Origin of the sequence: Curtobacterium sp. MCBD17_026 (assembly GCF_003234895.2) — a bacterium.
In the GTDB taxonomy this organism is placed as follows: Bacteria; Actinomycetota; Actinomycetes; order Actinomycetales; family Microbacteriaceae; genus Curtobacterium; species Curtobacterium flaccumfaciens.
The window spans coordinates 1,767,627-1,779,932 of the sequence record NZ_CP126281.1; the positions used below are offsets into that span (position 1 = coordinate 1,767,627).

General features: G+C 74.7%; 11 protein-coding genes. 10 read left to right on the forward strand and 1 reads right to left on the reverse strand.

Features of this window, described 5'->3' with window-relative positions:
• Positions 1-79 precede the first annotated feature (79 nt).
• The 7 genes from DEI85_RS08285 (at position 80) to DEI85_RS08315 (ending at position 6,944) form a co-directional block, all read left to right on the forward strand.
• Positions 80-637 (forward strand): D-glycero-alpha-D-manno-heptose-1,7-bisphosphate 7-phosphatase, encoded by a 558-nt coding sequence (locus DEI85_RS08285; RefSeq protein ID WP_111122988.1) that lies wholly within the window; start codon positions 80-82, stop codon positions 635-637.
• On the forward strand, positions 634-1,713 hold the full coding sequence (locus tag DEI85_RS08290) for a glycosyltransferase family 9 protein (protein ID WP_110859976.1): 1,080 nt from the start codon (positions 634-636) through the stop codon (positions 1,711-1,713). Before DEI85_RS08285 ends, DEI85_RS08290 begins: the two co-directional genes overlap by 4 nt.
• An 87-nt stretch (positions 1,714-1,800) precedes the next feature.
• Positions 1,801-2,802 carry a glycosyltransferase gene (locus DEI85_RS08295; RefSeq protein WP_110859974.1) on the forward strand — a complete coding sequence of 334 codons (1,002 nt, stop codon included), beginning with the start codon at positions 1,801-1,803 and terminating at the stop codon, positions 2,800-2,802.
• A complete protein-coding gene (locus DEI85_RS08300; protein ID WP_111122989.1) occupies positions 2,799-4,127 on the forward strand; it encodes a glycosyltransferase in 1,329 nt (442 codons plus the stop codon). Before DEI85_RS08295 ends, DEI85_RS08300 begins: the two co-directional genes overlap by 4 nt.
• Positions 4,124-4,747: a D-sedoheptulose-7-phosphate isomerase gene (locus DEI85_RS08305; RefSeq protein WP_110859969.1), complete on the forward strand. Its 624-nt coding sequence runs from the start codon at positions 4,124-4,126 to the stop codon at positions 4,745-4,747. The genes DEI85_RS08300 and DEI85_RS08305 overlap by 4 nt, the downstream gene beginning before the upstream one ends.
• Entirely contained in the window at positions 4,744-6,177 is a 1,434-nt protein-coding gene (locus DEI85_RS08310; RefSeq protein WP_258376241.1) for a PfkB family carbohydrate kinase, read from the forward strand. Before DEI85_RS08305 ends, DEI85_RS08310 begins: the two co-directional genes overlap by 4 nt.
• A gap of 62 nt (positions 6,178-6,239) precedes the next feature.
• Positions 6,240-6,944: an SDR family oxidoreductase gene (locus DEI85_RS08315; RefSeq protein WP_110859967.1), complete on the forward strand. Its 705-nt coding sequence runs from the start codon at positions 6,240-6,242 to the stop codon at positions 6,942-6,944.
• A 223-nt stretch (positions 6,945-7,167) separates the two neighbouring features.
• Here the strand turns inward: DEI85_RS08315 and DEI85_RS08320 are convergent, their stop codons facing one another.
• Entirely contained in the window at positions 7,168-8,277 is a 1,110-nt protein-coding gene (locus DEI85_RS08320) for a glycosyltransferase family 9 protein (RefSeq protein ID WP_258369857.1), read from the reverse strand.
• A gap of 149 nt (positions 8,278-8,426) precedes the next feature.
• Here DEI85_RS08320 and DEI85_RS08325 point away from each other — a divergent pair, with 149 nt between their 5' ends.
• The 3 genes from DEI85_RS08325 to DEI85_RS08335 are packed head-to-tail and all read left to right on the forward strand — an operon-like array spanning position 8,427 to position 12,276.
• A complete protein-coding gene (locus DEI85_RS08325; protein ID WP_111122990.1) occupies positions 8,427-9,905 on the forward strand; it encodes an aldehyde dehydrogenase family protein in 1,479 nt (492 codons plus the stop codon).
• Entirely contained in the window at positions 9,902-11,395 is a 1,494-nt protein-coding gene (rfaE2, locus tag DEI85_RS08330; protein ID WP_111122991.1) for a D-glycero-beta-D-manno-heptose 1-phosphate adenylyltransferase, read from the forward strand. The genes DEI85_RS08325 and rfaE2 overlap by 4 nt, the downstream gene beginning before the upstream one ends.
• A complete protein-coding gene (locus tag DEI85_RS08335) occupies positions 11,392-12,276 on the forward strand; it encodes a glycosyltransferase family 2 protein (protein ID WP_111122992.1) in 885 nt (294 codons plus the stop codon). The genes rfaE2 and DEI85_RS08335 overlap by 4 nt, the downstream gene beginning before the upstream one ends.
• The last annotated feature ends 30 nt before the right edge of the window (positions 12,277-12,306 follow it).

Below are 12,306 nucleotides of genomic sequence, written 5' to 3' on the forward strand. Positions count from 1 at the left end.
ACGCTGACGGTCCTGCCGGGACCGCGCTCCGCGGCTCTTCCTGGGGTGGTCCCCGGCCGTCGACCGGTAGTCACGGAGCATGGCCCTCGCACCGGACCGCGTCATCCGCGGCCTGCTCCTCGACCGCGACGACACCCTCGTGGTGGACGTCCCGTACAACGCCGATCCGCACCTGGTCGTCCCCGTCCCCGGTGCCCGCCGCGCCGTCGAACGGGCACGTGCCGCGGGGTTGCAGCTCGGCGTCGTCACGAACCAGTCGGTGATCGCGAAGGGCATGGCCACGCGCGAACAGGTCGACGCCACCAACGCCCGGGTCGACGAGCTCGTCGGCCCGTTCGACGTGTGGTGCGTCTGCCCGCACGACGCCGGTGACGACTGCGCCTGCCGGAAGCCCCGGCCCGGGATGGTCCTCGACGCCGCCGAGCGGCTCGGCATCCCGCCGGAGTCGATCGTCGTCGTCGGTGACATCGGCGCCGACGTGCAGGCCGCCCGGAACGCTGGCGCGCAGGGGATCCTCGTGCCCACCCCGCGCACCCGCCGCGAGGAGGTCGACGAGGCCGACACCGTCGCCGCGGACCTGGACGAGGCCGTCACCCTGGTGCTCGAGCACGTCGGCAGCGTGGCGGACCGGGCGTGAGCGCCGGTCCGCGCGTCCTCGTCGCCCGGCTCGACTCCTTCGGCGACGTCCTGGTCGCCGGCCCCGCGGTGCGCGCGGTGGCCGCCGGGGCCGCGCACGTGACGATGCTGTGCGGACCGCAGGGAGCGCCGGCCGCCGACCTGCTCCCCGGCATCGACCGGGTGCGGGTGTGGGCGGCACCGTGGGTCACCGAGACCGCGCGTCCGATCGACGACGCCCTGCTCGCCGAGTTCCGCGCGCTGGTCGCCGAGGAACAGCCCGACGAGGCCGTCGTCCTGACGTCCTTCCACCAGTCGCCCCTGCCCCTCGCGCTGCTCCTGCGCCTGGCCGGGGTCCCCCGGGTCTCCGGGGCCTCGGTCGACCACCCCGGGTCCCTGCTCGACGTGCGGCTGCGCCCCGGCGAGGACCTGCCCGAGGACCTCCCCGAGCCCGAGCGCGCGCTGCGGATCGCCGAGGCGGCCGGGTTCCGGCTGCCGCCGGACGACGACGGGAAGCTCGCGGTGCGTCACGACGCCGTCCTGCCCCCGCCCGTGGCCGGCCTCGACCGCTACGTCGTCGTCCACCCCGGAGCCAGCGTCCCGGCGCGGTCGTGGCCGGAGTCCCACCACCGTGCGCTGGTCGCCGCCTACGCCGAGCGCGGCGTCCCCGTCGTCGTCACCGGCTCCCCCGGCGAACGCGCTCTGACCGCCGCCGTGGCGGGCGACACCGGCATCGACCTCGGCGGCCGCACCAGCCCCGCCGAACTCGCGGCCGTCCTCGCCGGCGCCGAGGTCGTCGTCGTCGGGAACACCGGTCCGGCCCACCTCGCCGCCGCCGTCGGAGCGCCCATCGTGAGTCTGTTCTCGCCCGTCGTCCCCGCCGTGAAGTGGGCGCCGTACGCCCCGCTCGTCGAACTGCTCGGCGACCAAACCGCACCGTGCCGTCTCAGCCGCGCTCGCGAGTGCCCGGTCCCCGGCCACCCGTGCCTGTCCGGAGTGCGCATCGCGGACGTCCTGGAGGCCCACGAACGGCTCGTCCACCGCGTTTCGCGGACTGATCGGAGAAGTCTGCGGGGCGGCTCAGAAGGCGCTGCGTAGCGTGCGCCACTGCTTCTCCTGCTCCTTCTCCTGCTGCTCCGGCAGCGGCGGGGAGCGACCCCATCGACACCGACCGGAAGGCCCTGCATGCGGATCCTCGTGTGGCACGTGCACGGCGGCTGGATGGACGCCTTCGTCCGCGGCCCCCACGAGTACCTCATCCCGACCACCCCGGCCCGTGACGCCTGGGGACTCGGCCGCGGCGGGCGCGACTGGCCGGACTCCGCGATCGAGATCGACCCGGCCGACGTCGCCGAGGCCGAGGTCGACGTGGTGGTCCTGCAGCGCACCGAGGAGCTCGAGGAAGCCCGCCGTCTGCTCGGTGGCCGAGACGTACCGATCGTCTTCGTGGAGCACAACGCCCCCCGGGTCGACGTGCCGAACAGCCTGCACCCGATGCGCGACCGCGACGACCTGACGATCGCGCACGTGACGCACTGGAACGCCCTGATGTGGGACTGCGGCACCACCCGGACCACCGTCGTCGAGCACGGCGTCGTCGACCCCGGCCCGCTGTACACCGGTGCGCTCGAACGTCTCGGCGTCGTCATCAACGAACCCGTCCGGCGCAACCGTGTCGTCGGCACCGACCTGCTCCCCCGCTTCGCCGAGGTCGCCCCGGTCGACGTCTGGGGCATCGGCTCCGAACGACTGCCGGAGCTCGGCTTCGGCGACCGCGTGGTCGCGCTGGGCGACGTCAAGGCCGATCCCATGCACGCTGCGCTCGCCGAACGGCGGGCCTACGTGCACCCGAACCGCTGGACCTCGCTCGGCCTGTCGCTCATTGAGTCGATGCACATGGCCATGCCGGTCCTGGTGCTCGCGACGACGGACGCGGCCCGCACGGTGCCGGATGAGGCCGGGGCCATCGCGACGGACGTCGAGGAGCTGGTGCGGGCCTCCAGGCTGCTGCTGGAGGACCCGGACGAGGCGCGTCGACGGGGGCTCGTGGCGCGGGAGGCCGTGCTCGCACGGCACGCGCTCGGTCGGTTCCTGGCCGACTGGGACGACCTGCTCGGCGACGCCGTCGCGCGCGGTGCGCGACGGAACCGTGCGGCGGGAGCCGCGCTCGAAGGGAGCCTGCGATGAAGATCGCCATGGTGTCCGAGCACGCGAGCCCGCTCGCCGTGCTCGGCGGGGTCGACGCCGGTGGGCAGAACGTCCACGTCGCCGAACTGTCCGGTGCGCTGGCCGACCGCGGCCACCACGTGACCGTCTACACGCGGCGCGACGACGCGTCGCAGCCGGTCCGTGTGCCCCTGCGTCCCGGCGTCGACGTCGTGCACGTCGACGCCGGTCCCGCGCGTACGGTGCCGAAGGACGAGCTGTTCCCGTTCATGGGGACGTTCGCGTCGGTGCTCGCCGCCGAGTGGTTCCTCGACCGTCCCGACGTGGTGCACGCGCACTTCTGGATGTCGGGTCACGCCGCCCTCGACGCGGTGACGCAGGTGCAGGCCCGGACCGGTGGGATGCGGATCCCGGTGGTGCAGACCTTCCACGCCCTGGGTGTCGTGAAGCGTCGGCACCAGGGTGCCGCGGACACCAGCCCGGCCGAGCGCGAGTGGGTCGAACCCGCCGTCGGCCGGAGCGTCGACCAGGTCGTCGCGACGTGCTCGGACGAGGCGTTCGAGCTCAAGGCCCTCGGCGTCCCGCTGCACCGCATCTCCGTGGTGCCGTGCGGGGTCGACGTGTCGCTCTTCCGTCCGGACGGCCCCGTCGAACAGCGCGACCGTCCGCTCCGGGTGCTCACCGCCTCACGACTCGTGCAGCGGAAGGGCGTCGGGACGACGATCGCCGCACTCGCCGCGCTCGTCGAACAGGGCCGTGACGTCGAGCTCGTCGTCGTGGGCGGTGCCGGTGTCGCCGGTGCCGACCTGGTGGACGACCCCGAGTACCAGCGCCTCGACACCCTCGCCCGGTCACTCGGCGTGCGCGACCACGTGACGTTCCGCGGGCAGCTCGGGCAGCAGGACATGCCCGCCGTCTACCGCAGCGCCGACGTCGTCGTCTGCGCCCCCTGGTACGAGCCGTTCGGCATCGTGCCGCTCGAGGCGATGGCCTGCGGTCGCCCGGTGGTCGCGTCGAGCGTCGGCGGGCTCATCGACACCGTCGTCGAGGACGCCACCGGCCTGCACGTGCCGCCGCGCGACGAGACCGCGGTCGCCGAGGCCGTCGGCGCACTGCTCGACGACCCGGAGCGCCGCGAGGCGTACGGCCGTGCCGGTCGACACCGCGCCGAGTCCCGCTACACGTGGCAGAAGGTCGCGGCCGACAGCGAGCGCGTCTACGAGCGCCTGCTCGCCGGCGCGACGTCGTCCGCCAGCACCACCGGGCCCGCCGTCGGCCGCTCGCGCACCACCCACGCCGGCCGGGTCACCCGCGCCGCGCAGTCGACGGAGAGGACCGCACGATGACCATCGACCAGCAGACCGGGCTCGAGGACCGCGCCGTCACCGACAGTGCCCGCGTCGTCGTCGACCACGTCGCGGCGTCGGTCCCCGTGATCGCCTCCCTCGTCGACCACAGGGACCACATCGCCGAGTGGGCGGACGACATCGCCGGCCGGCTCGTCGCCGGGCGTCGGCTGCTCGCCGCGGGCAACGGCGGCTCGGCCGCCGAGGCGCAGCACCTGACGTCCGAGCTCACCGGCCGCTTCGAGGGTGACCGACCGGCGTACTCGGCCATCTCGCTGCACGCCGAGACCTCGGCCGTCACCGCGATCGGGAACGACTACGGCTACGACCAGGTGTTCGCACGGCAGGTGTCGGCCCACGCCCGGGCCGGCGACGTCCTCGTCCTGCTGTCGACGAGCGGCAAGAGCCCGAACCTGCTGCGGGCCGCCGAGGCCGCTCGTGCCGTGGGTGCCCGTTCCCTCGCCCTGACCGGGTCCCGGCCGAACCCGCTCGCCGACCTGGTCGACGACGCGATCTGCATCGAGGGGCCGTCCGCCAACGTGCAGGAGGCGCAGCTCGTCCTGGTGCACGCGCTGTGCAAGGCGATGGAGCCGACGCTGCGTCGCGGGGGCCGTCGATGAGCGGGGCTGCTGACGCCGCTCAGCGTTCCGGCGCTGCCGGCGGCCGCGCCGCCGCCCCGCGCTTCCGCATCGTCGTCGTCGGGGACACCCTGCTCGACGTCGACGTGTCCGGCACGAGCGAGCGCCTGAGCCCGGACGCCCCCGTCCCCGTGGTGGACGTCGCCACCGACGACCGCCGAGCCGGTGGTGCCGGACTCGTCGCGACGATGCTCGCCCGCGACGGCCACGACGTCACCCTGGTCACCGTCCTGAGCGACGACGGCCGTGCCCAGGAGGTCCGCGACCTGCTCCCCGACGTCACGATCGTCGCCGGGCCGTCCGGAGTCCCCACCCCCGTGAAGACCCGCGTGCGCGTCGTCGACCACGCCCTCGTCCGGATCGACGAGGGCTGCGCGACCCCGCCCGTGCCCGGAGCCACCGACGCGATGACCGCCGCACTGGACGGCGTCGACGCGATCGTCGTCGCCGACTACGGCCGCGGGGTCGCCGCTGCCCCGGCACTCCGTGACGCCCTCACCCGTGCGGCCGAGCACCTGCCGGTGGTGTGGGACCCGCACCCCAAGGGCGCCGCCCCCGTCCCCGGCACCACCGTCGCCACCCCGAACGCGGCCGAAGCACGACGCTTCACCGACGTCGAGGGACACGGTGTGCCCTTCGCCACCGTCGCCGCCGCCCGGCTCGTCGAACAGTGGCAGGCCGGTGCCGTCGCCGTGACGATGGGTGACCGCGGCGCGCTGCTCGCCGACGCGCAGGGCGACAGCCGCTTCGTGCCCGCTCCGTCCGTCAGCGCCGGGGACCCCTGCGGTGCCGGCGACCGGCTCGCCGCGGGCGTCGCCGTCGCCCTGGCATCCGGGGCGGACGTCCCCGATGCCGTCTCCGCCGGCGTGGTCGCGGCGTCCGAGTACCTGGCCGCCGGTGGCGTCACCGCGCTCTTCGCCGACGACGGCCCCGCGCCGCTCGCCGTCCCCGGGGCCGACCGGGACGCCATGCGCCTGGTGCACGACGTCCGCAGCGCCGGCGGCACCGTCGTCGCGACCGGAGGCTGCTTCGACCTGCTGCACGCCGGACACGCCCGCACCCTGTCGGCCGCCCGTGCACTCGGCGACTGCCTGGTCGTGTGCCTCAACTCGGACTCGTCGGTCCGCGCACTGAAGGGCCCCGACCGGCCCATCATGACCCAGGACGACCGGGTCGAGCTGCTCCTGGCGCTCGACTGCGTCGACGCCGTCGTGGTGTTCGACGAGTCCACCCCCGACGAGGCCCTTCGCCGCTTCCGCCCGGACGTCTGGGCGAAGGGCGGCGACTACACCGCGAGCGAACTGCCCGAGACGGCGACCCTCGCCGAGTGGGGTGGCCGCGTCGTCACCGTGCCGTTCCACCCGGGCCGCTCGACCACCCGGCTCGCCGCCGCGATCGAACGCGTCGGCTGAGCGTCCGCTCGCCGTTCCACACCGGCTCGACCACTTCCCGCACCACTACGCAAAGGACATCCATGCCCGTCCCCACCACCCCCATCGGCCGCGTCCTCGTCACCGGCGGCGCCTCCGGACTCGGCGCCGCCGTCGTGGCCGCCGTCGCCGAGGCCGGCGGCACCCCGATCGTCCTCGACCTGCGGATCGACGCCGTCCCCGAGGGCGTCGACGCCGTCGCCGTGGACGTCTCGGACACCGACGCCGTCGAGCAGGCGGTCCGTGACGCCGCCGAGCGTCACGGTGGCCTCGACGCCGTCGTCACCGCCGCGGGCATCGACACCCCCGCCCCGATCGACGCGATCTCGTCCGGCAAGTGGGAGCAGATCGTCGGCGTCAACCTGATCGGCACCGCCTCGACCGTGCGCGCCGCCCTGCCCGCCCTCGAGGCCACGCACGGCCGCGTCGTCACGATCTCCTCGTCGCTCGCCCTGCGCGGCGTCGGCGACGGCACCGCGTACTCGGCGTCGAAGTTCGGCGTCCGCGGGTTCTCGCAGGCGCTGGCCGCCGAGACCGCCGGTCGCATCGGCGTGACCAACATCATCCCCGCCGGGATGCGGACGAACTTCTTCGCCGACCGGACCGAGCAGTACAAGCCCGGCCCGGACGCGCAGCTCATCGAGCCGGAGTACGTCGCGAACTCGATCATCTTCGCGCTCTCGCAGCCGGCCGGCTGCGAGATCCGCGAGCTGTCGATCATGCCGGCGACGGAGCCGAGCTGGCCGTAGCCGCTCGCCGCTGACGGACGGGAGGCGCGGTGCCGGCTGGCACCGCGCCTCCCGTCCGTCAGCGTGTGCCGTGCGCGGCGCACGCTGTGCTCTGGTGCGAGCTTCCGCACGCCGTGCGGGGCCGACGCGTCGCACGGAGTGTCGAACCTCGCATCGGGCGCTCGTGGCGCGGCACGGGGCGGCCTGGAGGCGCGTGCCGGGCCGGCACCGCGCCTCCCGTCCGTCAGCCGGTCGCGTCCACGGCGCGGCGCGCGTCGCGTCGGACCGTGCGGAGCAGGTCCTCGACGTCGGCGAGGACGGCCTCCGGCTCGACCTGGTCGACGTAGGACGGGTCGTGCTCACACCGTTCGGCGGTCCAGCCGACCTGGGTGACGTCCGCGCCGCAGACCGGGCACTGGGTCACGAAGGACAGGTGCACCCGGTGCCGACCGCGGTCGAAGGGCCCGGCGTTGATCACGTTGCCGAACCAGAACACCCCGACCGTCGGGGTGCCGACGGCGACGGCGAGGTGCCGTGGACCGGAGTCGTCGCCGACCATGACGTCGGCCGCGGCGAGGACGTCGGGGAGTTCACGCAGCGGCAGTGACGCGGTGAGGTCGTGGACGCGCTCCTGCAGCTCCTGCGGCAGCGACGCGACGATGGCGGACGACGCCGGGACGTCGGAGTCGTCACCCACGAGCACCACGTCGTCACCGGCGGCGAGTCGGGCGCGGGCGACCTCGGCGAAGCGCGAGGGGCTCCAGCGGCGACGCGGGTCGGTGGCGCCGGGGTGGATCGCGACGAGTCGTCCCCGGACCCCGAGGCGCTGCCGGACCGCGGCACGCGCGGCCTCGGAGACGTGCAGTCGGGGGTCGAGGGTGACCGGTTCGGCGCCGGCCAGCGAGGCCACCTCGAGCGCCCGGACGACCTCGTGCTGGTAGTAGACGTAACGGACCCAGCGCTCCAGGACCTCGGCGTCCTCGGTGGCGGTGCCCACGGTGTGGCGGGCGCCGAGCCGGAGCAGGAACGGGTTCGAGTTGCGACCGCCGCCGTGCACCTGCACCGCGAGGTCGAAGCGCCCGTGCAGCCGGTCGAAGAAGTCCTGCTCGGTCGGTGCGCCGTCGCCGGAGTCCCGGACGCCGGGCACGACGGGGAGCTCCTCGAAGGCGTGGACGGCCTCGGTGCGACCCTCGAGCACCGGCCGCGCCGACGGTGCCCCGAGCAGCGTGATCCTCGCTCCGGGGTACGCGGCGGCCAGGGCCTCGACCGCCGGGAGGGCGAACATCAGGTCGCCCAGTCCCCCGCCGCGGAGCACCGCGATCTCGCTGACACCGTCGAACCGTTCTCCGCCCACACCGATTTGTTGCACAGCTCCACGTCTACCGGTCGGACCCGTCCGGACGCCCAGCAGCGCCCCCGGATGGACGAGAAGCGCGATGCCGTGACCGCACACAGCGGAGCACGAGCACCGTGTGAGGCCCCGCCCGCCTCCGGAAGGACCCCATGACGATCGCACCCCCCGCCGCCGACGACCTCGTGGTGACCGACCCCGTGAACGGATCGATCGCGTCCACCGTGCGCCGCTCGACCGAGGACGACGTCCGCAACGCCGTCGCCCGCGCCCGTGCCGCTGCCGGCGCCTGGGCCCGGACCGCACCGGCCGAGCGCGGTGCACTGCTGCACGCCGCGGCCGAGCACCTCCGTGCGCACGCGCAGGAGCTGGCGGACCTGAACACCCGCGAGACCGGCAAGGTGCCCGGCGACGCACTCGGTGGGGTCGAGGCCGGCATCGGCACGCTCGTGCAGTACGCCGAGCTCGGGCCGGTGCACCGGGGTGAGGCCCTGCGCGGGCAGTTCGGTGCCGCCGACTGGTCGGTGCCGCACCCGCGTGGCGTGGTGCTCGCCCTGACGCCGTGGAACGAACCGGTCGCCGTGGCCTGCGGGATCCTCGGCGCAGCGATCGTCACGGGCAACACCGTCGTGCACAAGGGCAGCGAACGGTGCCCGGCGACGTTCTCCCGACTCAACGCGCTCCTCGCCGAGGTCCTGCCGGACGGCGTGCTCATCGGCGTCGACGGCGACGCGACCACCGGCGAGCAGCTCCTGGCGCAGGAGGGCATCGACGTCTACGCGCACGTCGGCTCGACCGCGACCGGCGACCGCCTGAGCGAGGTGGCCGCGACCACCCGCGCCCACGTCATCCGCGAGAACGGCGGCAACGACCCGGTCGTCGTCGACGCGGACGTCGACCCGGAGTGGGCCGCCGCACAGGTCGCCCTCGGTGCCTTCGCGAACACCGGCCAGATCTGCACCAGTGTCGAGCGGGTGTACGTCCACCAGGACGTCGCCGAGCCCTTCGTCGCCGCGCTCGTCGCCGAGGCGGAGCGCCGCACGGCCGCACCCGCGGCCGAGTTCGGGCCTCTTGTGGACGACCGGCTGCGCGAGCTCGTGCAGAGCCACGTGGACGACGCGATCGCCCGCGGTGCCTCCGCCCGGACCGGTGGCGTCACGCCCGGCGGTCTCGGCTCGTTCTACCCGGCGACCGTCCTGACCGACTGCACAGACGAGATGCTCGTGCTGACCGAGGAGACCTTCGGCCCGATCGCCCCGGTGCGCGTCGTGTCGGACTTCGCGGAGGGCCTCCGGCTCGCCGCGGCCGACCGCTACGGCCTCGCCGCCACCGTGCTGACGAACGACACCGCGCACGCGCTCCGTGCCGCGGCCGAGCTGCCCGTCGGCACCGTCAAGGTGAACGCCGTGTTCGGTGGCGCTCCTGGCGGCAGTGCCCAGCCCCGCGGTGCCTCGGGTGCCGGGTTCGGGTACGGCCCGCACCTGCTCGACGAGATGACGACGACGACGGTGGTGCACCTCGAGGCAGCCCCGCCGCGGCGCACCGTGGAGCCGGAACGCGATGGCACCGGGCCCGCAGCCGCCGCCGGCGCCACCGCCGGCAGCGCCGACACCGTGGGAGGCTCTCGATGACCGCCGACGTCCGGCTGGTCCGTGACCTCGTCGCCACGGTCGACGACCGCGAACCCCTCGTCGTCGTCATCGGCGACTGCATCCTCGACCGCTGGACCGTCGGCGAGGCCGAGCGGGTCTCCCGCGAGGCCCCGGCCCCCGTCGTCCGCGTCACCGAGACCATCGCGGTGCCGGGCGGCGCGGCGAACACGGCCGTGAACGCCCGCGCCCTCGGCGCCCGGGTCCGCATGGTGGGGCTCATCGGTGACGACGAGGCCGGTGACGTCCTGCGCCAGCGGCTCGAGGCAGCCGGCGTCGACACGTCGTTCCTGGTCGAGATCCCCGGGGCCCGCACCACGACGAAGTCGCGCGTGGTCGGCGGTGACCGCGTCGTGGTCCGGGTCGACGAGCTGGCCGCGACCCCGACCGCCGAGCACGGCGAACGCCTCGCCCGCTCGGTGGCCCGCGCCATCCGGTGCGCCGACGCCGCCGTCGTGTGCGACTACGGCCTGGGTGTCCAGGCAGAGGACGTCGTGCCGATGCTCGACCGTGACCGTCCCGGCGCCGTCGTGGTCGACGCACACGACCTGACCCGCTGGGCCGCGCTGCACCCCGACCTCGTCACGCCGAACGCCGGTGAGACCGCGGCCCTGCTCGGCACGGAGCTCGGCACCGGTGCCGACCGCGTCGGCACCGTCGTCGCGGCCCGTGCCGACGTCCTCGCCCGCAGCGGTGCCCGTGCCGCGGTGGTCACGCTCGACCGTGACGGCACCGTGCTGCTCGAGCCGGGGTTCGACCAGGGGTTCCGCACGCGTGCGACGCCCGCCTCGGAGCAGCAGGCCTCCGGCGCCGGTGACACCTTCTGCGCCGCCGCGACCGTCGCCCTCGCCGTGCAGGCCCCCCTGCGCGACGCCGTCGCCGTCGCCCAGGCCGCTGCCGACGTCGTCGTCCGCGAGGCCGGCACGTCCGTCTGCACCGCCGCGGCCCTGCTCGACTCGGTGACCGCTCCGGCGGCGACCGTCGTCGACCACGACGAGCTCGCCACCGCGGTCGAGGCCGCACGGCAGGCCGGCCGCCGCGTCGTCTTCACGAACGGCTGCTTCGACGTCGTGCACCGCGGACACACCACCTACCTGCGGCAGGCCCGTGACCTGGGCGACCTGCTCGTCGTCGCCCTGAACGACGACGACTCGGTGCGCCGGCTGAAGGGCCCGGAGCGGCCGATCAACCCGGCCGAGGACCGCGCCGGCGTGCTCGCCGCGTTGGCCTGCGTCGACCTGGTCACGGTGTTCGCGACGGACACCCCCATCCCGCTCATCGAACGGCTGCGCCCCGAGGTCTACGTCAAGGGCGGCGACTACTCCCCCGAGATGCTGACCGAGACCGAGGTCGTACGCGGCTACGGCGGCGAGGTCGTCATGGTCGACTACGTGCCCGAGCACTCCACCAGCGCCGTCGTGCGCCGGATCCGCGAAGCCGCTGCGCGGTCCGAACCGGACCCGGCACCGTGACCGCCCGCTGGTCCGGGTCCTGGGCGAAGGCCCCCGATCCAGCGGACACGGGCACGGTCGACGTCGACGTGCTCATCCCGACCGTCGGCAGGCCGGCCGAGCTCGCCACGACGCTGGCCGGGCTCGCCGCCCAGACCGACGTCGACCTGCGCGTCGTGCTGAGCGACCAGTCCGCGGACGGGGACGCCGCCAGCGCCCCGGCGGTCGCCGCGATGCTGCGCGTCCTGGAGGCGCAGGGCCGGCCCGTCACGCTCCTCACCCACCCGGAACGGCGTGGCCTTGCAGAGCACCGGCAGTTCCTGCTCGACCACGCCGAGGCAGCCGCGGCGCTGTTCCTCGACGACGACGTCTGGCTCGAGCCGGGGTCGATCGCGCGGATGCTCGACGCGCTGCGCACCCTGGGCTGCGGGTTCGTCGGCAGCGCCGTGCAGGGGTTGTCCTACCTGCAGGACCGCCGTCCGCACGAGACCTCGGTGTTCGAGCGGTGGGACGGCCCCGTCGTGCCCGAGGTGGTGCGCCGCGGGACCCCCGGCTTCGACCGCTGGTCGCTGCACAACGCCGCGAACCCGACGCACGTCGCCGCCGACCTCGACCTGCACCCCGGCGAGTGGGTGCCCTACCGCGTCGCGTGGGTCGGTGCCTGCGCGCTGTACGACCGTCGTGCGCTCGAGGAGGTCGGGGGCTTCCGGTTCTGGGACACCCTGCCACCCGAGCACGCCGGCGAGGACGTCGTCGCGCAGTGGCGGGTGATGGAACGCTTCGGCGGTGCGGGCATCATGCCCTCGGGAGCCGTGCACCTGGAGGCCCCGACCACCGTCGTCGACCGCCGGGTGGACGCACCTGACGTGGTGTTCGCGGACGGGAACGTCATACCGCGGTAGGGGGTGGTCGAGACCGCCGCGGGATGGCAG